Annotated in this window: 13 protein-coding genes; 8 read left to right on the top strand and 5 right to left on the bottom strand. The window is 72.6% G+C overall.

Going from position 1 to position 20,503, the window contains the following annotated elements:
• Positions 1-371: 371 nt before the first annotated feature.
• Positions 372-4,901: an ATP-dependent helicase gene (locus ACIBSW_RS01085; RefSeq protein WP_404799244.1), complete on the bottom strand. Its 4,530-nt coding sequence runs from the start codon at positions 4,899-4,901 to the stop codon at positions 372-374.
• Between the two features lie 152 nt (positions 4,902-5,053).
• On the opposite strand from ACIBSW_RS01085, the gene ACIBSW_RS01080 reads away from it, so the two are divergent.
• The 7 genes from ACIBSW_RS01080 (at position 5,054) to ACIBSW_RS01050 (ending at position 13,225) form a co-directional block, all read left to right on the top strand.
• Entirely contained in the window at positions 5,054-5,824 is a 771-nt protein-coding gene (locus ACIBSW_RS01080) for a DUF4397 domain-containing protein (protein WP_354719385.1), read from the top strand.
• Between the two features lie 82 nt (positions 5,825-5,906).
• The gene (locus ACIBSW_RS01075; RefSeq protein WP_404799186.1) at positions 5,907-6,551 is read left to right on the top strand and encodes a class F sortase; all 645 of its coding nucleotides are present in this window, start codon (positions 5,907-5,909) and stop codon (positions 6,549-6,551) included.
• A gap of 61 nt (positions 6,552-6,612) precedes the next feature.
• Positions 6,613-8,307, top strand: a complete 1,695-nt coding sequence (locus tag ACIBSW_RS01070; RefSeq protein WP_354719381.1) for a protein kinase domain-containing protein — start codon at positions 6,613-6,615, stop codon at positions 8,305-8,307.
• Positions 8,308-8,435: 128 nt separating this feature from the next.
• The gene (locus ACIBSW_RS01065; protein ID WP_404799243.1) at positions 8,436-9,938 is read left to right on the top strand and encodes a M28 family peptidase; all 1,503 of its coding nucleotides are present in this window, start codon (positions 8,436-8,438) and stop codon (positions 9,936-9,938) included.
• Positions 9,939-10,083: 145 nt separating this feature from the next.
• Positions 10,084-11,385, top strand: coding sequence for a hemolysin family protein (locus tag ACIBSW_RS01060; RefSeq protein ID WP_354723600.1), 1,302 nt, complete (start codon positions 10,084-10,086; stop codon positions 11,383-11,385).
• Positions 11,382-12,437, top strand: a complete 1,056-nt coding sequence (locus tag ACIBSW_RS01055) for a hemolysin family protein (protein ID WP_354723602.1) — start codon at positions 11,382-11,384, stop codon at positions 12,435-12,437. The genes ACIBSW_RS01060 and ACIBSW_RS01055 overlap by 4 nt, the downstream gene beginning before the upstream one ends.
• A gap of 29 nt (positions 12,438-12,466) precedes the next feature.
• Positions 12,467-13,225, top strand: coding sequence for a sporulation protein (locus tag ACIBSW_RS01050; protein ID WP_354723604.1), 759 nt, complete (start codon positions 12,467-12,469; stop codon positions 13,223-13,225).
• 138 nt (positions 13,226-13,363) lie between these two features.
• On the opposite strand, the gene leuE is transcribed toward ACIBSW_RS01050, so the two are convergent.
• Positions 13,364-14,149 (bottom strand): leucine efflux protein LeuE, encoded by a 786-nt coding sequence (leuE, locus tag ACIBSW_RS01045; RefSeq protein ID WP_354723606.1) that lies wholly within the window; start codon positions 14,147-14,149, stop codon positions 13,364-13,366.
• Between the two features lie 163 nt (positions 14,150-14,312).
• On the bottom strand, positions 14,313-15,551 hold the full coding sequence (locus ACIBSW_RS01040) for a bifunctional pyridoxamine 5'-phosphate oxidase family protein/GNAT family N-acetyltransferase (protein WP_354723608.1): 1,239 nt from the start codon (positions 15,549-15,551) through the stop codon (positions 14,313-14,315).
• A 46-nt stretch (positions 15,552-15,597) separates the two neighbouring features.
• Here ACIBSW_RS01040 and ACIBSW_RS01035 point away from each other — a divergent pair, with 46 nt between their 5' ends.
• Positions 15,598-16,944, top strand: a complete 1,347-nt coding sequence (locus ACIBSW_RS01035; RefSeq protein ID WP_354723610.1) for an aminotransferase class I/II-fold pyridoxal phosphate-dependent enzyme — start codon at positions 15,598-15,600, stop codon at positions 16,942-16,944.
• 68 nt (positions 16,945-17,012) lie between these two features.
• Here ACIBSW_RS01035 and ACIBSW_RS01030 read toward each other — a convergent pair whose 3' ends face one another.
• Positions 17,013-18,008 carry a ribonucleotide-diphosphate reductase subunit beta gene (locus ACIBSW_RS01030; RefSeq protein WP_354723612.1) on the bottom strand — a complete coding sequence of 332 codons (996 nt, stop codon included), beginning with the start codon at positions 18,006-18,008 and terminating at the stop codon, positions 17,013-17,015.
• Positions 18,009-20,420 carry a ribonucleoside-diphosphate reductase subunit alpha gene (locus tag ACIBSW_RS01025; protein ID WP_354723614.1) on the bottom strand — a complete coding sequence of 804 codons (2,412 nt, stop codon included), beginning with the start codon at positions 20,418-20,420 and terminating at the stop codon, positions 18,009-18,011. It lies immediately after the preceding gene.
• Positions 20,421-20,503 lie beyond the last annotated feature (83 nt).

Here is a 20,503-nt window from a genome sequence, read left to right as displayed (position 1 = left end):
GCCTGCTACGCACCGCGGCCTGCTACGCACCGCGGCCTGCTACGCACCGCGGCCTGCTACGCACCGCGGCCTGCTACGCACCGCGGCCTGCTACGCACCGCGGCCTGCTACGCACCGCGGCCTGCTACGCACCGCGGCCTGCTACGCCCCACGGCCCGCTACGCCCCACGGCCCGCTACGCCCCACGGCCCGCTACGCCCCACGGCCCGCTACGCCCCACGGCCCGCTACGCCCCACGGCCTGGTTACGCCCCGCAGACCGCCACGCGCCGCGGCTCGCTACGCGGCACGAACCGCCACGCAAGGTGGTGGGTGGGCGGCACAGCGATGACTGGCGGCGGCGGTGGTCGGCAGGGTGGGGTGGTCGGTGGGTCAGCCGCGTAGCCGGAGTCCTCGTGGGGTGGTGCGGAAACCGGCCGTGGTGAGTGCGTCCCGTAGTGGCGAGGAGTGCACCGACTCGCCGTCGGCCCGTTCCACCGACATGGCGCCCAGTGCGCCCGAGCGCACCGCCCCCGCCAGCGCCTGCCCCGCCGCGGTCAGGGCGTCGGTGTCGTCCATGAAGGACAGGAGGGTCTTGCCGCCCCGTTCCACGTACAGGATGAGGTCGCCGCCGACCAGGACCACCAGGGCGCCTGCCTTGCGGCCCGCGCGGTGGCCCGCGGCGGGGATCGTCTCGCCGCTGCCGCTGTCGACGACCCGGTCCGGCCAGGGTAGGGCCGCGCCGTACGGGTTTGCCGGGTCGGTCGCGGCCAGTACCACCGCCGTCGTGCCCGCGCGTTTTGCCAGTTCCGCGGGCTCGGCCAGGGCGCGGAGCCGGTCGACCGCGCCCGGCACCGCGAACTGGGCGGCGCCCAGGCCCTCCACGAAGTAGCCGCGGCGGGCCGCGCCGCGCTCCTCGAGGGCTCCGAGCACCGGGTATACGGCCGCGAAGCCGCCCGTGACGCCCTCGGCCATCACCGCGCCGCGGGTGACCACGCCGTGGCGTTCCAAGAGGAGGTCGGCGAGGGCCGCCGCGCGGCGGGTCGGGTCCAGGTCGCGGTCCGGTAGGCGGGACCAGCGGCCGGCCATCGCCGGCGGGCCCGAGCGGCTCGGCATCGCGGGGCGTCCCGGGCGGCGGTAGCGGGTCCGGGCCGGAGCCGGCTTCGCCCGGTGTGCGCCGCTGCCGCCCAGCAGGCCCCGCAGCGGCGCGAACGTGTCGTTGGTGAGGTGGCCCGCCCAGACCAGGTCCCAGATCGTCGAGATCAGTTCCGGGTCGTCGGTGGAACCGGCGCGGTCGGAGAGGTCCCGGAAGAACAGCGCCTGCGCGTCGCCGAGGGCCGCCAGCACCGCGTGGTGCAGCGGGGACAGCGGCAGGTCGTCGTCGGGCGGCGGGAGCAGCAGCGGGGCGCTGTCCGCATAGGCGAGGGTCACCCAGCCGTCGCCGCCGGGGATGGAGCCCGAGCCGGCCCAGAGCACCTCGCCGCTCGCGCAGAGCTCGTCGAGCTGCGGCGGGGCGTAGTCGGCGACCCGCGCGGGCAGGAGCAGCCGCTCCCAGGCCGAAGCGGGTGCCGCCACACCCTGCAGCTGCTCGATCGACGCGGCCAGGGCGTCGACGCCGCGGGCGTTGCCGCCGATCTGGTGCCAGCGCGGCAGGAACGCCGCCAGCACGCGCGGCGGCACCGGCTCGATCTCGCGGCGCAGTGCGGCCAGCGAACGCCGGCGCAGCATGCGCAGCACCTCGGCGTCGCACCACTCCGCGCCCGCGCCGCCCGGCGAGAACTCGCCGGACACCACGCGGCCGGTCGCGCTGAGTCGCTTGAGGGCCTGCTCGACCACGAACACCCCGAGGCCGAAGCGGGCCGCGCAGGTCGCCGCGGCGAACGGGGCGTGCGTGCGGGCGTAGCGGGCGACCAGGTCGCCGAGCGGGTCGGTGACCGGTTCCAGGTAGGCCTCCGCCACGCCGACCGGCAGGGCCACGCCGAGCGCGTCGCGGTAGCGGCCCGCGTCCTCGACGCCGATCCAGCGCTCCTCGCCCGCGATCCGGACCCGGATGGCGCGCCGGGCCAGGGCGTCCATCCAGCCGAGGTCGACGCCGCGGGCGGTCAGCTCGGTGGGGGAGAGGTCGCCGAGCAGCCGCAGCAGCTCGGCCGCGTCCTCGGCGTCGCGGGGGGTGCGGGTGCTGGTCAGCCACTGCAGCTGGCTCTCGGTCTCGGCCACCACCGTCGGGTCGAGCAGCTCGCGCAGGTCGACGCGGCCGAGCAGCTCGCCGAGCAGGGTCGAGTCCAGCGCCAGCGCGGCGGCCCGGCGCTCGGCCAGTGGCGCGTCGCCCTCGTAGAGGAAGGCGCCCACGTAGCCGAAGAGCAGGGAACGGGCGAACGGAGACGGCCGCGGCGTGTCGGCCTCGACCAGGCGTACCTTGCGGCCGGCGATCTCGCGCATCAGCCCGACCAGGCCGGGCAGGTCGAAGACGTCCTGCAGGCACTCGCGGGCGGCCTCGAGCGTCACCGGGAAGTCGGCGAACTCGCGGGCCACGTCCAGCAGCTGCGCCGAGCGCTGGCGCTGCTGCCAGAGCGGCTGGCGGCGGCGCGGGTCGCGGCGCGGCAGCAGCAGGGACCGGGCCGCGCACTCGCGGAACCGGGAGGCGAACAGCGCCGACGTGCCGACCGACTCCTCGACCAGCTGGGCGATCTCCTCGGGGTCGAACGCGACCAGCTCGGCGCCGGGCGGCTCCTCGGCGGTGTCCGGCAGGCGCACCACGATGCCGTCGTCGGAGGGCATCACCTGACCGTCCACGCCGTAGCGCTCGGAGAGCCGGCGGGCGATCGCGAGCGACCAGGGCGCGTTGACCCGGGCGCCGAGCACGCAGTGCACGGTCATCCGCCAGTCGCCCAGCTCGTCGCGGAAGCGTTCCACCACGATCGTGCGGTCGTCGGGCAGGTTGCGGGTCGACTCGCGCTGCTCGCGCAGGTAGGCCATCAGGTTGCCGGCCGCCCACTCGTCCAGCCCCGACGCGCGCAGCGACTCGATCGCGGCCGGGTCCCCGGCGCGGGTCAGCGCGCGCAGCCGGGCGCCGATCGCCCGGCCCAGCTCGACCGGGCGGCCCAGGGCGTCGCCCTTCCAGAACGGCATCCGGGCCGGGGCGCCCGGCGCGGGCGAGACCAGCACCCGGTCGGGCGTGATGTCCTCGATCCGCCAGGACGTCGAGCCGAGCAGGAAGACGTCGCCGACGCGGGACTCGTAGACCATCTCCTCGTCGAGCTCGCCGACCCGGGACGCGCGCTCGGCGCCGGCCAGGAACACGCCGAACATGCCGCGGTCGGGGATCGTGCCGCCGCTGGTCACGGCGAGCCGCTGGGCGCCGGGGCGGCCGGTCAGCTCGTCTGTCGTGCGGTCCCAGACCAGGCGGGGGCGCAGCTCGGCGAACGCCGTCGACGGGTAGCGCCCCGACAGCATGTCGAGCACGGCGTGCAGGGCGGAGTCCGGCAGCTCCGCGTAGGGCGCCGCGCGGCGGACCAGCGCGGCAAGCTCGTCCAGCTGCCAGGCGTCCAGCGCGGTCATGGCCACGATCTGCTGGGCGAGCACGTCGAGCGGGTTGCGCGGATAGCGCAGCTCCTCGATCGCGCCCTCGCTCATCCGCTCGGCGACGACCGCACAGGAGACGAGGTCGCCGCGGTGCTTCGGGAAGACGACGCCGCGGGACACGGCGCCGACCTGGTGCCCGGCGCGGCCGATGCGCTGCAGCCCGGCGGAGACCGAGGGCGGTGCCTCGATCTGGACGACCAGGTCGACCGCGCCCATGTCGATGCCCAGCTCCAGGCTGGAGGTGGCGACCACGGCCGGTAGCCGCCCGGACTTGAGCGCCTCCTCGATCTGCTTGCGCTCCTCGCGCGAGACGCTGCCGTGGTGTGCCCGGGCCACCACCGGCGGCGCACCGCCGGCCTCGCCCGACTGCGCCATCACCTGTGCCGGCGGCCGCGACGCCGGCGGGGGAGCGGCACCCGGGTCGGCCCGCTCCAGGGCGAGCTCGTTGATGCGGGCGCACAGTCGTTCGGCGCCGCGTCTGGAGTTGGTGAAGACGATCGTCGAGCTGTGCGCGGAGATCAGGTCGAGCACGCGTTCCTCGACGGCCGGCCAGATCGAGGCGGTGTGCGGCGCGCGGCCGGGATCGTCCAGGTCGTCGGGCACCTCGTCGAGCCGGGTCATGTCCTCGACCGGCACCTGGACCGAGACCTCGATGGTCTTGGCGCTGCGCGGCTGCACGATCTCGACGTCGCCGGCCCCGCCGAGGAAGCGAGCCGTCTCGTCGATCGGCCGCACGGTCGCGGACAGCCCGACCCGCTGTGCCGGCCGGTCCAGCAGGGCGTCGAGCCGTTCGAGGGAGAGCGCCAGGTGTGCGCCGCGCTTGGTCGCCGCGACGGCGTGCACCTCGTCGATGATCACCGTCTCGACGCCGCGCAGCGAATCCCGTGCGGCGGAGGTGAGCAGCAGGAACAGCGACTCGGGCGTGGTGATGAGGATGTCGGGCGGGGTGCGGGAGAACAGCCGCCGCTCGTCGGCCGGCGTGTCGCCGGTCCGCATGCCGACGGTGATGTCCGGCGGGGGCAGGCCGAGCCGGCCGGACGCCTGCCGGATGCCGGTCAGCGGCGCGCGCAGGTTGCGCTCGACGTCGACCGCCAGGGCCTTCAGCGGGCTTATGTAGAGCACCCGGCAGCGGCGCCGAGCCTCGGCGGGAGCCGGCTCGTGTGCCAGCCGGTCGATCGACCAGAGGAACGCGGCCAGGGTCTTGCCGGAGCCGGTCGGCGCCACGACCAGCGCGTTGCGCCCGGCGTCGATGGAACGCCAGGCTCCGGTCTGCGCGGCGGTCGGCGCGGCGAAGGCGGCCCGGAACCACTCCCGGGTCGCGAGGCCGAACTTCTCCAGCACGTCTGGCACGGATCCCATGGTGCTACCCGGGTGTGACAGAAAACGGCGGCCGGACGAAAACAAACGTCAGGGGACAAGACCGGACGGGCCATGGTGGTCTTCGGGTGACGTACGGCACATTGGGGCCGGTAAGCCGACGACAGGGAGGCACCGTGTCCGATCCCGTACGGCGCTTCGCCGGCGCCGCGGCGGCACTCGCCGCGCTGGCCGCCGTCGTCCTCGCCGCCACCCCGGCGCGGGCGGCCGGCGCCGGCTACGTCCGCCTGGCGCACCTCTCGCCCGACACGCCCGCCGTCGACGTCTACCTCAAGTCCGACTCGGGCGCGGTCCGGGACCAGAAGTTCGACGGCGTCGCGTACGGCGCGATGTCCGACTACCTGCGCCTGCCCACCGGCATGTACTCGGTGGCGATGCGCCGGGCCGGTGCGGCCGCGAGCACCCCGCCGGTGCTGACCACGCAGGTCACGGTCGCCGCCGGCGCCGCGTACACGGTCGCGGGGGTCGGCCGTTACGCCGACCTCGGCCTGCGCGTCCTCAAGGACGACCTCCGGCTGCCGGGCGCCGGCGAATCCAAGATCCGCATCATCCAGGCGTCGGTGAAGGCGCCGGTCCTCGACGTCGGCGGCGCGAACGGCAAGCCCATCGCCGACGCCGTCCAGTTCGCCACCACGACCGCGTATCGCGAGGTCAACCCCGGTAAATGGACGGTCCGGGTGACGCCGAGCGGCGGCGGCGAGACCAGCAACCTGCCGTGCACGCTCGGCGCCGGCAACGTCTACTCCCTGCTCGTCCTCGACGACAAGGGCGGCGGCCTGAAGCCCGAGCTGCACATCGACGCAGCGCGCCAGGGCACGATGCCGCGGGGCGGCGTCGCCACCGGCGCGGGCGGTACCGGCCGCGGTCATCCGTGCCGGCCGCGCTGATCCTCGCCGGCCTCGCCGCGACGCTCACCGGCGTGCTGTACCTGGCGCTCCGGCGGCACCCGCGCGACGACTGACGCCGTCCGTGCCGCACGGTCGTTCCGTACGCCGCGTCGCCCTGGCGATCGCGGTTCTGCTGCTGGTGGGACTCGTCGTGGCCACAGAGCTCCGGGACACGCCGACCGCCACAGAGCTCCGGGACATGCCGGCCGCCACAAAGGTCCGGGACACGCCGGCCTCCGAGACGAGCGCGGCGGCGCCCAACCCGTTCCGTACCGCTCCCCAAGATCTCAGCGGCCCACCCACCCGGCTGCGGGTCAGATCGATCGGTGTCGACACCGCCCTGGAGACCCTGCGCCTCGGTCCCGACGGCGAACTGCGGCCGCCCGAGGACTTCGACCAGGCCGGCTGGTACGCGGACGGCACCGCACCGGGCGACCTCGGCCCCGCCGTCCTCGCAGGTCACGTCGACTCCAAGCGCGGTCCGGCCGTCTTCTTCCGGCTCCGCGAGCTCCGTCCCGGCGACCGCATCGAGGTGCTCCGCGGCGGCCGTACGCTCAATTTCACGGTCACCACGACGGCCTGGTACCCGAAGACGGCCTTTCCCACCGACCAGGTCTACGGGCCCACCCCCGACCGGCAGTTGCGGCTGATCACCTGCGGTGGGGTCTTCGACCGGAGCCTGCGGTCCTACCGGGACAATCTGGTGGTCTATGCGGCGGCCGGGTGATCGGCGTTCCCCGGCCCGCCGCCGGTGACTATCCTGGTCAGGAAGCGACGGGTGGAGGCTGATGGCGGTCAGGCGAATGCTCATCGCCGGTCGGTATCGTCTCCTCGAGCCGGTCGGCTCCGGCGGCATGGGCCGGGTCTGGCTCGCCCGCGACGAGATGCTGGACCGCGACGTCGCCGTGAAGGAGTTCGTTCCTCCGAACTGGATGACCGACGAGGAGAAGGCCCGGCTCCGCGACCGTACGCTGCGCGAGGCCCGCAGCGCCGCCCGCCTCAACCACCCGCACGTGATCCGCATCTACGACGTCGTGCACGCCCGGGACCTGCCCTGGATCGTGATGGAGTACGTGCAATCGCGCTCGCTCTACCAGGTGCTCGGCGAGGACGGCCCGTTCCCGCCGGCCGAGGCGGCCCGGATCGGCCTCGACGTGCTGGAGGCGATCACCGCCGCGCACCGGGCCGGCGTGCTGCACCGCGACGTGAAGCCGCACAACGTCCTGATCGGCCACGACGGCCGGGTGGTGCTCACCGACTTCGGCCTGGCCACGTTCGTCGACGACGGCTCGGTGACGGGCCCGGGCCTGGTCGTCGGCTCGCCGCAGTACGTCTCGCCGGAGCGGGCCCGCGACGGCGCCTCCACGGTGGAGTCCGACCTGTGGTCGTTCGGCGCGACGCTGTACGCGGCCGTCGAGGGGCGCTCGCCGTTCGCCCGCGACAACGCCATGGCGACACTGATGGCGCTGGCCACGGAGGAGCCCGATCCGCCGCGCCTGGCCGGGCCGCTGGCGCCCGTGCTCACCGGCCTGCTGCGGCGGGAGCCGGTCGAGCGGCTGACCGCACGCGAGGCGGAGATGCTGCTGCGCGTCGTCGTCGCCCAGGACGCCGTCGTGCTGGCCGCGCAGCCCACGAGCGGTCGGGTGGCCGTACCGTCGCCGCGGAGGCCGCCCGACGACCAGCCCGCGCGGCCGTCTGCCTTGGCACTGCCCGGACCCGCCGCCGAGCCGGAGGCTGCGCACATCCCGGCTCAGCGCGGCGGACCGCCGAGGACGAGAGAGAAGCCGCGGCGGCGACTCGCCCTCGCCGGGCTGGTCGCGCTGGTCATGCTCGCCGCGGGCGGCGTGGCCGCCGCGCTGGCGCTGCGCGGCGACCCGGAAACCGGCCTCGCCGGCGGGGTCGCCCCGAGCGTGGCGACGACCTCCGGCGCCGGCGGCGGCGCGGGCGGCTTCAGCCCGGTCAACTGCGAGAGCCCGGTCAGCGCCGACCTGCCGACGACGCCCCTGCCGGGCGCGGCGAAGCTGCGCGGCGGGTGGGCGCTCTACGACGGCTGGTCCTATTTCACCGACCCGTCCGGCTTCCACATCGCGGTTCCGGACGGCTGGACCTACGAGACCATCGGCACGACGATCTGCTTCCGCGATCCGGGCAGCGTCCGGATGCTCAGCGTCGATCCCGCGCGCAGCCCGCAGGGCGATCCGGTGCAGGCCTGCCGCAAGGAGGCGGGCCGGCTGCGGGCCGCGGGCGACCTGCCGGGCTACCGGCAACTTCGGATCGACCGGGTGCCCGGCCTGGCCCGGGCGGCGGACTGGGAGTACACGTACGACGGTCGTGCCGGCGGGCGGATGCACGCGATGACCCGGTGGCGGGCGGCGAACGACGGCAAGGCGTACGCGATCGGCCTGATGACCCGCGAACTGGACTGGCCGGGCAATTTTGAGAAATGGGGCATGATTCAGAGCACGTTCTACACGGACGGCTGAATTATGGCTCAAGCGATATGAGTCCATAGACGCTTTTCTCTGCAATGCTCGGCGTTGCCGTCGCTACACCCTCGGCGACGGCGCACCCACGAGCCCCGCGGAGGACCCCCGTGAGAGCAGTCCCCTTCATAGGCGCGACAACCTTGGTCGCCGCGCTCTTCGCTGTCCCGGCGCAGGCGGCCCCGGTCGCCGCGCTGGCCGCGCCGAACATCCCGGTCGCGAGCGTGAAGGCCCACCTGACGCAGCTGCAGTCGATCGCGACGGCGAACGGCGGCAACCGTGCGCACGGCCGGCCCGGCTACCTCGCGTCCGTCACCTACGTGAAGAACCTGCTCGACTCTGCCGGCTTCACGACGCAGCAGCAGTCGTTCACCTACAACGGCGCGACCGGGTACAACCTGATCGCCGACTGGCCGGGCGGCGACACGTCCGACACCCTGATGATCGGCGCGCACCTGGACAGCGTCACCGCCGGGCCCGGCATCAACGACAACGGCTCCGGCTCGGCGGCCAACCTCGAGGTCGCGCTCGAGGTCGCCCGCTCGAACTTCCAGCCGGACCGGCACCTGCGCTTCGGCTGGTGGGGCGCCGAGGAGCTGGGCCTGCGCGGCTCGACCGCGTACGTGAACTCGCTGAGCTCGGCGCAGAAGGCGGCCATCACCGGCTACCTGAACTTCGACATGGTCGGCTCGCCGAACCCCGGCTATTTCCTGTACGACGGGGACAACTCGGACGGCACCGGCTCGGGCCCCGGCCCCACGGGTTCCGCCGAGATCGAGGACACGCTGGAGGCGTACTTCACGTCGATCGGCGTGCCGACCCGCGGCACCGACTTCGACGGCCGTAGCGACTACGGTCCGTTCATCGCGGCGGGCATCCCGGCCGGCGGCATCTTCACCGGCGCGGAGGGCCGCAAGACCGCGGCGCAGGTCACCCTCTGGGGCGGCACGGCCAGCACGTTCGACCCGTGCTACCACGCGTCGTGCGACACCACCTCCAACATCAACGACACCGCGCTGGACCGCAACTCCGACGCCATCGCGTACGCGGTGTGGACCCTCGCCGAGGGCACCACCGAGCCGCCGCCCGGCACGACCGTGTACTCGGACACGTTCGAGACCGCGACCGGCTGGACCGCCAACGCCGGCGCGACCGACACCGCCACCTCCGGCCTGTTCGAGCGGGGCGACCCGGCCGCGACCAGCTCCGGCGTGGCGACCCAGCTCGGCACCACGGTGAGCGGCACCTTCGACCTGGTCACCGGCGCGACGGCCGGCGCCAGCGCCGGGGCGAACGACGTCGACGGCGGCGCGACGACCATCCGGTCGCCCGCGATCACGCTGCCCAGCGGAGGCGGCCTGAGCCTGAAGTTCTCCTGGTACCTGTCGCACCTGAACAACTCCAGCAGCGGCGACTACTTCCGGGTCCGCGTCATCTCCGGCACGACCACCACCACGGTGTTCAACCAGGCCGGCGCGGCCACCAACCGGGCGGCCGCCTGGCAGAGCGCGACCGTCGACCTCTCCGCGTACTCCGGGCAGTCCGTCCGGCTGCAGGTGGAGACCGCCGACACCGGCACGGCCAGCCTCGTCGAGGCGGCCGTGGACAACGTCCTGATCACGCAGGGCTGACCGTCCGACGGGCGAGGGTACGGCTTCGGCCGTACCCTCGCCCGGGTTTCTCACAGCCGGTGTCCAGCGATCGCTGATATCTTTTTCGCATGATCGGCAGTATCCGGCCGGGCTCGGCCCGGCTTGCAGTCCCAGCGGAACCACCATGTTGATCCTGGTCGGTCTACTGCTCGTCATCCTGGTCACGGCGGTGACCGGCTATTTCGTCGCTCAGGAGTTCGGGTACGTCGCCGTCGACCGCAGCCGCCTGCGTCAGCAGGCCGAGCGCGGCGACAAGGCGTCGGCCCGCGCACTGAAGGTCACCGAACGCCTCTCCTTCGTGCTGTCCGGCGCGCAGCTCGGCATCACCGTCACCGCGCTGATCGTCGGCTACGTCGCCCAGCCGTTCCTCGGCGAGGGCCTGGCCGACCTGTTCGGCGTGGCCGGCGTGCCCACCGCGGTCAGCGGGCCGGTCTCGTTCGTGCTGGCGCTGCTCATCGCGACCGTCGTGCAGATGGTCCTCGGCGAGCTGGCGCCCAAGAACCTCGCGATCGCCCGCTCGGAGGCCCTGGCGAAGGCGCTCGGCCGGTCGACCCTGATGTACCTGGCCGTCTTCGGGCCGATCATCAAGCTCTTCGACAAGGCGGCGGCCGGGCTGCTGCGCCGGATCGGCATCGAGCCGATCGAGGAGCTGCCCGAGGGCGCCACCGAGGAGGACCTCGAGCAGATCATCGCCGAGTCCCGGGCCGGGGGACACCTCGACCCGGAGCTGTCGGCGCTGCTCGACCGCGGCCTCGACTTCCGCCGCCGGACGGCGTCGGAGGTCATGGTCCCGCGGGTGGACGTGGTCACGGTCCGCGCCACCGACCCGGCGTCCCGGGTCGTCGCGCTGCTGGACACCGGCCGATCCCGTTTCCCGGTACGCGCGGGCAACGGCGTCGACGAGATCATCGGTGTGGTCGGCATCAGTGACGTTCTCCAGGTGACACCAGCCGCACGCCCGAACGTCGAGGCCGAGAAGCTCATGGCCCCGCCGCTCTTCGTGCCGGCCTCGCTGCGGCTGCCGGCCGTGCTGGACCGGCTGCGCGGCGACCACCGCCAGCTCGCCTGCGTCGTCGACGAATTCGGGGGCTTCGCCGGCATCATCACCCTCGAGGACATCGCGGAGGAGCTGGTCGGGCCGATCCGCGACGAGGACGACCTGCCCGAGCCGTCCCCCGCCCGCCAGGACGACGGCTCGTGGATCGTGCCGGCCCGCTGGCGCATCGACGAGGTCAGCGACGCGACCGGCGTCGAGCTGCCGGAAAGCCCCGAATACGACACCGTGTCGGGATTGGTGATGTCCGAGCTCGGCCGGGTGCCGCAGGTCGGCGACTCGGTACTGCTGGCCTCCGGCGCGGCGCTGGCCGTGCTCTCGGTGAAACGGCACGTGCCCGGCTCCGTACGCCTCACCGGGGGATCACGATGAGCACGACCTGGGCTGTGACCCTCTCCCTGCTCCTGCTGGCCGGGAACGCCTTCTTCGTCGCCGCCGAGTTCGCTCTGGTCGCGAGCAAACGCTACCGGCTCGAACACGCCGCGGCCGAGGGCAGCCGCGCCGCCCGCGCCGCCCTCGACGGCAGCCGCGAGCTGTCCCTCATGCTGGCCGGCGCACAGCTCGGCATCACCCTGTGCTCGCTGGGCCTGGGCGCCCTGGCCGAGCCGGCCATCGAACACCTGGTGCACCCGCTGCTGCACGCGCTGGGCCTGCCGGACGTGCCGAGCGGGATCATCGCGTTCCTGTTCGCGCTGACCGTCGTGACGTTCCTGCACCTGGTGATCGGCGAGATGATGCCGAAGTCGTGGGCGATCACCGACCCGGAACGCTCGGCGACGCTGCTGGCCCTGCCGTTCCGCGGCTACGTCCGGTTGGTCCGCCCGGCGCTGCTCGGCCTGAACCTCCTGGCGAACGCGGCCCTCAAGCCGTTCGGCGTGCACCCCCAGGACCAGCTGGCCCAGGCGCACGGCCCGCAGGAGATGCACATCCTGCTGGAACGTTCCCGGGCGGAGGGCCTGATCGGCGCCGAGCAGACGGAGCTGCTGACCAGCATGCTCAAGCTGCAGGAGACCAAGGTCGCTGACGTCCTGATCCCGGACGACCAGCTGGTCACGGTGGCGCCGCAGGCGTCGGCCCTGGACATCGAGGCGGCGTCGCTGACCAGCGGCCGCTCCCGCCTCGCCGTGGTCTCGGACACGGGCGAGGTGGTCGGCGTGGTGCACGTCCGCGACGCCGTCCGCGTCACGACCGCCGGCCGGGACGCCACGGCCGCGGACCTGATGGACCCGCCGTTCGTCCTCGACGTGCGGGTGACGGTCACCGACGCGGTCACCCAGATGCGCGGCGCGCGCGTCCAGCTCGCGATGGTCACCCGCGGCGGCGAGCGCATCGGCTTCGTCGCGCTGGAGGACCTGCTGGAGCAGGTGATCGGCGAGTTCGACGACGAGACGGATCCGGTGCCGGTCGGCCGGCGGATGCGCTGAGAGGCAGTCGATTGGTCTTCAGGAGGGTCTTGCGGGCGTTCGGGGTGGGCGGCCCGACGGTGGACACGGTGCTGCCCGACCCCGCCGGACACCCGGGCGGAACGCTCACCGGAGAGGTCCGGATCGCCGGCGGCGACTACGACGTGGTGATCGACAACATCGTGCTGAGCCTGGTCACCAGGGTCGAGGCCGGGGACGGCGACGCCCTGCTCGAGTTCCACCGGGCGTCCGTCGCCGGCAACTTCACGCTGGCCGCCGGCGCGCGGGAGGACATCCCGTTCCGGCTCTCGGTGCCGTGGGAGACGCCGGTGACCCACCTGCACGGCCGGCGGCTCGCGGGGATGACCATGGGCGTGCGTACCGAACTGTCGGTCGCCAAGGCGGTCGACCAGGGCGATCTGGACGAGGTCGCGATCCATCCGCTGCCGGTTCAGGAACAGATCCTCGCGGCCTTCGACCGCCTCGGCTTCCGGCTGCGGCACGCCGATCTCGAACGCGGCGGCATTTATGGCGTACGCCAGGAGCTGCCGTTCTATCAGGAGATCGAATACGCCGCACCGGCCGAGTACGCGAAGTCGATGGACGAGGTGGAGGTGACCTTCGTAGCCGACTCGGCGGGCACGGAGGTGATCCTCGAGTTCGACAAGCGTGGAGGTCTGTTGGCGGAGGGCCGCGACACCTACGCCCGGTACCGCGTGGAACACACCGAGGCGAAGACCACGGACTGGCCGTCGCAGGTGCAGGGATGGGTCAACCAGGCAGTCACGTCACACACCGCCAGCTCTTGATCCGCCCGAGTCGCGTTCCGTCAGCTCTTGATTCGCCCGCGTCGCGCTCCGTCAGTTCCTGGCGCGTCCGTGTCGTACCTCGCTAGCTTCTGATCGTCCGGCCGGCTTCTGATGCGTCCGGTAGGTGGTCGCGGGCGGTCAGTTGACGCTGGCGGTGGCGAGCTTGATGCCGAAGCCGACGAACACCGCGCCGATGCCGGTGGAGGCTCCCGCGGCGAGGCGGCGCCGCCGCCGGAACTGCCCCGCCAGGAACTGCCCGCCGAAGATCAACGCGGTCAGATAGAGCACGCTGAACACCTGTAGCACCGCGCCGAGGATCAGGAACGACAGCGCGGGATGCGCATATCCGGGCTCCACGAACTGGATGAAGAACGAGACCACGAACAGGATGGCCTTCGGGTTGAGCAGGCTCACGACCAGCGCCCGCCGGAACGGCCGCCGCATCCCGGCCGGGACGCCCGTTCCGCTCGCCGGGCCGCCCGCTATGTCGGCCGGACCGTTCGTCGCCGCGCTGGCCGCGCTGGCCGCGCCGGCTGCGCTGGCTGCGCTGGCTGCGCTGGCTGCGCCGGTGGAATCGCCGGTGAGGTCATTCGCCGTCCTGGCGGCCAGGTCCGCGCCGCGGTTGCGTAGCTTGCGCCAGCCGCTCCGGATGACGCCGAAGCCGACCCAGGCGAGGTAGGCCGCGCCGGCGTACTTGATGACCATGAACACCGGGGGATAGGTCCGGAGGAGCGACGCGACGCCGGCCGCCGCGAGCACCATGAGAACGGTGTCGCCGACGAACACGCCGGCGGCGGCCCGATAGCCCATCCGCACCCCGCGCTGCGCCCCGACGGTCAGCACGAAGATCGAGTTGGGCCCGGGCAGCAGCACGATCGCCACCGTGCCCAGCACATACGTCCAGAAGTCGGTGATTCCCAGCACGATTCCATCCTGTGCGTAGCGGCCGCCGACCCGGGATTGGTCGTGCGGACAGAAACCTGTGGCCTTGCCCACCGTGCATCTCAGCCGGTCCGACCTGGTCCCGCGGCTGAAGCAACCGACCGCTCAGCCTGCCCGCCGTGACCGGCGGCGGCTCCGGAGGTGTTCAGCCCGCCGTGAGCCGGGCGCGGAGCCGCTCGGCGGCGGCCGGCCATTCGTCGACAGTCATCGCAAAGATCACCGTGTCCCGCCAGGTGCCGTCCGGTCGCAGCCGATGCCGCCGGATCATCCCGTCCCGGCTGGCACCCAGCCGGGAGATCGCCCGCTGTGACCGCTCGTTGCGGATGTCCGTGTACCAGAACACCCGCTCGGCCTTCAGCACGTCGAACGCCCGCTCGAGCAGCAGCAGCTTCGCCTCCGTGTTCACGCCGGTGCGCCACCACCGCCGCCCCAGGATGGTGTGGCCGATGCCGACGGCCCGGTTCGCCAGGTCGATGTCGTGGTAGCTCGTCATGCCCATCACCTCGCCGGTCTCCGGGTCGCACTGCGCCCACGCCACCCGCTCGCCCGCCCACTGCCCCCGGGCCGCGACGGCGATGTGCTCGGCCATCTCCGCGGAGTTCCGCGGGCGCAGGCTGGGCAGGAACCGCCACACCTCGTCGTCGGCGGTCGCCGCCAGCAGGCCGTCCGCGTGACCGGGCGCCAGCGGCTCCAGCGAGACATGCCGGCCACGCATCGGCGTGGCGGTGTGCCACGGCGACGCCGGCCCCGGCAGGTAGGCGGGCGGCGGCGCGGTGACTCCCGCGTCCGGCTCGGGCGGCCCGGCCACCCGGCGGATGGGCAGCACACCCGCCCAGCACGGCAGCGTCAGGTCCTCAGGGTCCTCCGCGACGCCGCCCGTGCGCGACCGCACGGAGACCTCCACCAGGGGCAGCGCCAGCACGCTGGTCGTCGCCAGCTCGCGATTCGTCGGCGGCCGGGTCTCGGCCTGCCTGCCACGGCCCACCTTCTCCACCAGGGCGACCATCGCCGCGCGCTTCTCCGCGTCGCCGGTCACCGGGCGGGCCCGGCCGTGCGCGACCAGGGACCGGTAGTTGGCGCTGTGGTGGAACTGCGACCTGGCGTAGACGATGCCGTCGAGCAGCGTCACCGAAACCGCGACCGGGATCCCGTCGGCGCGCGCCTCGAGGCCCAGCCGTCCGCCGGTCGAGGCGTGCACGTAGAGGGTGTCCCCGACCCGGACGTGCAGTGTCGGCAGCACACGCGGCTCCCCGTCCACCACGAACGCCACCGAACAGTCATACGCCTCGTCGAGGATGGCGTGCGCGGCCTCGCGGTCGTAGCGCATGCGGTCACGGCTTCGGGTCGCGGTGGTGCGGGCGGTGGGCTGGTAGAGGTCGGTCACGGGATCCTCCTTGCCAAGGATCATGTACTAGTACAGAATCACTCTTGTGTCAGGACAGTATCAGGTCACCGGTTCCTCCGCCGCCTCGATTTCCGCGAGCATCGAGGCGGGCGTCCGCGCGGGCGACTGGGTCTGGGGCCAGTGGTTGCCGCCGATCCGCGTGCTGGCCTTCGAGCTGCACGTCAGCCCGGCCACGGTGTCGAAGGCCTATCAGGAGCTCCGCCAGCGCGGGATCGTCGAGTCCGTCGGGCGCAGCGGCACCCGCATCCGCACCCGGCCGGCGGTCGCCAGCCCGCGTTCCGCGCTGCGTCTGCCGGTGCCGGCGGGCGCGCTCGACCTGTCGGCCGGAGACCCCGACATCCGCCTGCTGCCGGGTCTCGCTCCGCACCTCCGCGCGGTCTCCGAGGAGGTCGGCCCGCCCATGGGGTACGCGGCCGCCGGAGCCATGCCGGAGCTCATCGACGCGGCCCGGCCCCGCCTCGCGGCCGACGGCGTGCCCGTCGAGGGCGCCGCCATCACGGTGACCAACGGCACGCTCGACGCGATCGAGCGCCTGCTCTCGGCGCATCTGCGGGCGGGCGACTCGGTGGCGGTCGAGGATCCGGGCTGGGCGAACCTGCTCGATCTTCTGGGTGCCCTCGACATCACCGCGGTGCCGGTCGCGGTCGACGACGAGGGCCCGCTGCCCGACCGGCTCTCCGCCGCCCTCGCCAAGGGCGTGCGCGCGGTCATGGTCACCGCCCGCGCGCAGAATCCCACCGGCGCCGCGATCAGCGCCCAGCGCGCCGCCGAGCTGCGGGCGGTCCTCGCCGGGGCCCCCGACGTCCTGCTCATCGAGGACGACCACGCCGCGGAGCTGTCGGGCGTGCCGCTGCACAGCCTCGGCGGGGCGACCACGTCGTGGGCGTTCGTCCGTTCGGCGTCCAAGCCGTTCGGCCCCGATCTACGCATCGCGGTGCTGGCGGGCGACGAGGCGACGATCGCCCGCGTGGTCGGCCGCATGCGGATCGGCACCGGCTGGGTGTCCACGGTGCTGCAGCGTCTGCTGCTCCGGCTGTGGCGCGACGAGGACGTCGCGGCCGGGATAGCCGCGGCGGGCGAGAGCTACGACCGCCGCCGTCTCGCGCTGCGTGACGCCCTCGCGGCGCGGGGCGTGCGCGCACACGGCACCACGGGCATCAACCTCTGGGTGAGCGTCGAGGACGAGACCCGCATGGTCACGGCCCTGCGCGACGCGGGATATGCGGTGGCACCCGGCTCCCTGTTCCGCGTCGAGGCGCCGCCCGGCATCCGGATGACGGTGAGCCAGATCGACGACGATTCCATCGAGGGCCTCGCCGACGACGTGGCGGCCGCGGCCTACCCGGCGACCGTGCCCGCCCCGTCGCGATGACCTCCACGACCGGTGCGGACCGGCACCACCACCCGCCGTATGGCGTGCGGCGGTGCCGGCCCCGGCCGTCAGAAGTCGTCGTCGAAGCTCACTGTGCCGGTGACGCCGACCTGATAGGCCGACACCCGGCGCTCGAAGAAGTTCGACAGCTCCTGCACGTCCTGCAGCTCCATGAAGGCGAACGGGTTCGCCGAGCCGTAAAGCGGCGCGATGCCGAGCTGGATGAGCCGGCGGTCCGCCACGTGCTGCAGATATGCGCGCATGTCGGTCAGCGACATGCCCGAGACGCCCTGCTCCAGCAGGTCCGCCGCGAACTGCACCTCGCACTCGACGGCCTCGGCCAGCATGTCGCGGACCTGCCGTTCCATCTTGTCGTCGAACAGGTCCGGCTCCTCGGCACGCACCTGTTCCACCACGTCGAAGGCGAACGCCATGTGCATCGACTCGTCGCGGAACACCCAGTTGGTTCCGGACGCGAGCCCGTGCAGCAAACCTCGCGAGCGCAGGTAGTAGACGTAGGCGAAGGCGCCGTAGAAGAACAGCCCCTCGATGCAGGCGGCGAAGCAGATCACGTTGAGCAGGAACGCGCGCCGGTCGTCCTTGGTCCGCAGCTCGCGCAGGTCGAAGACCGAGTCGATCCAGCGGAAGCAGAAGTCCGCCTTGCGGGCGATCGACGGGATGTTCTCCACCGCGTCGAAGGCGGCCGCCCGCTCGGCCTCGTCCGGCACATAGGTGTCCAGCAGATTCAGATAGAACTGGACGTGCACCGCCTCCTCGAAGAGCTGCCGGGAGAGATACAGCCGCCCCTCGGGCGAATTGATGTGCTGATAGAGGTTGAGCACAAGGTTGTTGGCGACGATGGTGTCGCCCGTGGCGAAGAAGGCGACCAGCCTGCTGACCAGGTGCTGCTCGGCGGCCGAGAGCTCGGCCAGGTCGGCGAGGTCGGAGTGCAGGTCGACCTCCTCGACGGTCCAGGTGTTCTTGATCGCGTCCTTGAATCGGTCGAAGAAGTGCGGATACTTCATCGGCCGCAGGGTCAGGTCCATTCCGGGATCAAGCAGCATCTACTGACACGCCTCACACGACTCGGGGTTCTCGAGGGAACAGGCCAGGGCGTCCTCGTCCGCGACCGGCGCGGCGAGCACCACCGCCGGGAGCGCCGGCGGGCTGGCCGGCGCGGCGGAGACCGTGGCCTGCTGGATGCGCGTCGCGGGCCGCGAGCGCAGGTAGTACGTGGTCTTCAGCCCGGCCTTCCAGGCGTAGAGGTACATCGACGAGACCTTGCCGATGGTGGGGGCGCTCATGAACAGGTTCAGCGACTGCGACTGGTCGATATAGGGAGACCGGGCCGCGGCAAGGTCGATGAGGGCCTTCTGCGGCAGCTCCCACGCGGTCCGGAAGAGCTCCCGGACCTCCGCCGGCAACGCCTCGATGCCCTGCACCGAACCCTCGGCGCGCTTGATCTGCTCGCGCACCGCCGACGTCCAGAGGCCGCGTGCCTTCAGCTCGCGTACCAGATAGGTGTTGATCTGAAGGAACTCGCCGCTCAGGGTCTCGCGCTTGAAAAGGTTGCTGACCTGCGGCTCGATGCACTCGTAACAGCCGGCGATGGAGGCGATCGTCGCCGTCGGCGCGATCGCGATCAGCAGCGAATTGCGCAGGCCGGTGTCCGCGATCCGCGCGCGCACCGCCGCCCAGCGAGCGGACTGCGTCGGGGCCACCCCCCACAGATCCGGCTGCAGGTCACCCCGGGCGGCCCTGGTCTCCGGGTACGCGGGATGCGGGCCGGAGCGCTCGGCGAGCGACGCCGAGGTCTCCAGCGCGGTCAGATAGATCTCCTCCGAGACCCGGGTCGAGAGCTCCCGGGCGGCGGCGGAGTCGAACGGCAGCCCCAGCGCGAAGAACGCGTCCTGCAAACCCATCAGCCCGAGCCCGACCGGGCGCCACCGCGGGTTGCTCGCCGCCGCCTGCTCGCTCGGGTAGTAGTTGATGTCGATGACCCGGTCCAGGAACACGACGGCGGTCCGCACGGTCTCGCGCAGCTTCGCCCAGTCGACGTCGTCGCCGGTCAGGTGTGCACCGAGGTTGATCGAGCCGAGGTTGCAGACCGCGGTCTCGTCGTCGGCGCTGACCTCGAGGATCTCGGTGCACAGGTTCGACAGGTGGATGGTGTTGCCGGGGCGGCCGGTCTGGTTGCTCAGCCGGTTCGAGGGGTCCTTGAAGGTCATCCAACCGTTGCCGGTCTGTGCCAGCGTGCGCATCATCCGGCCGTACAGGTCGCGCGCCCGGACGGTCTTGACCGCCTTGCCCTCCGCGATCCGGTACGCGGCCTCGAACTCCCCGCCGTAGAGGTCCGGCAGCCCGGGGGCGTCGGACGGGTCGATCAGCGACCAGTCCTCGTCGGCCTCGACCCGGCGCATGAACTCGTCCGGGATCCAGTTGGCCAGGTTCAGGTTGTGTGTGCGCCGGGCGTCCTCGCCCGTGTTGTCCCGCAGCTCGAGGAATTCCTCGATGTCCGGGTGCCACGGCTCGAGGTAGACGCAGGCCGCGCCCTTGCGCCGGCCGCCCTGGTTGACCGCCGCGACGCTGGCGTCGAGCGTGCGCAGGAACGGCACGATGCCGTTGGACCGGCCGTTCGTGCCGCGGATCAGCGCGCCCCGGCCGCGCACCCGCGACCAGGAGATGCCGATGCCACCGGCGAACTTCGACAGCCGCGCCACCTGCTGATAGCGCTCGTAGATCGAGTCAAGCTCGTCCTTCGGCGAGTCCACGAGGAAGCACGACGACATCTGGGTGTGCCGGGTGCCCGAATTGAACAACGTCGGCGAGCTCGGCAGGTAGGCGAGCGACGACATGAGCCGATAGAACGCGATCGCCTCACCCGCGCTGGTCGACAGGCCGCAGGCGACCCGCAACAGCCAGTACTGCGGCGTCTCCACGACCAGGCGCGTCCGCGGATGCCGCAGCAGGTAACGGTCGGCGACTGTACGCAGGCCGAAGTACTCGAACCGCAGGTCGCCGGCCGGGTCGACGGCGTCGTCGAGCTTGCGGGCGTTCCTCGCGACGAACGCGGCCGTCTCGTCCCCGATCAGCCCCTCGGCGTGGCCGCGGGCGATGGACTGGCTGAAGCTCGCGATGCCCTGGCCGCGGACCTCCTTGTCGACGAACGCGGCGAGCAGCCGGGCCGCCAGCCGCGAATACTGCGGTTCCTCGCCGATCAGCTCCGCCGCCGTCTGGATCGACAGCCGGTCGAGCTCGGCGGTGGTCGCGTCGTCGTAGAGACCACTGATGGTCTTGGTCGCCACCCGCAACGGGTCGACCTCGTCCAGGTCGGCGACCCACCGCTCGACCGCCTTCACGATCTTGTTGACGTCGACCGACTCCGCGTCACCGTTGCGCTTGCGCACCTGCATCGCATGCCTGCGCTGCTCCGGCACGGCTGGATCGGTCGCAGTCTGCTCCTGCGTGACCGTCATGAACTCTCTCTCCTCGCGAGCCCGTTCCGAAGTGGTCTCCGGGCGCGCAGGAGGACGCCGGTGGACGCGGCTGTACGCGTACA

Source organism: Actinoplanes sp. NPDC049668, assembly GCF_044465445.1.
Taxonomy (GTDB): Bacteria; Actinomycetota; Actinomycetes; order Mycobacteriales; family Micromonosporaceae; genus Actinoplanes.
Note: the sequence above shows the minus strand (reverse complement) of the source record. Positions and strands in the feature narration are given on the sequence as shown.

What these genes read in the sequence shown, in the direction of transcription:
- ACIBSW_RS01055 (WP_354723602.1), top strand. Translation starts at nt 11,382, where the DNA reads ATGAGCACGACCTGGGCTGTGACCCTCTCCCTGCTCCTGCTGGCCGGG.
- ACIBSW_RS01060 (WP_354723600.1), top strand. Translation starts at nt 10,084, where the DNA reads ATGTTGATCCTGGTCGGTCTACTGCTCGTCATCCTGGTCACGGCGGTG.
- ACIBSW_RS01030 (WP_354723612.1), bottom strand. Translation starts at nt 18,008, where the DNA reads ATGCTGCTTGATCCCGGAATGGACCTGACCCTGCGGCCGATGAAGTAT.
- ACIBSW_RS01070 (WP_354719381.1), top strand. Translation starts at nt 6,613, where the DNA reads ATGGCGGTCAGGCGAATGCTCATCGCCGGTCGGTATCGTCTCCTCGAG.
- ACIBSW_RS01025 (WP_354723614.1), bottom strand. Translation starts at nt 20,420, where the DNA reads ATGACGGTCACGCAGGAGCAGACTGCGACCGATCCAGCCGTGCCGGAG.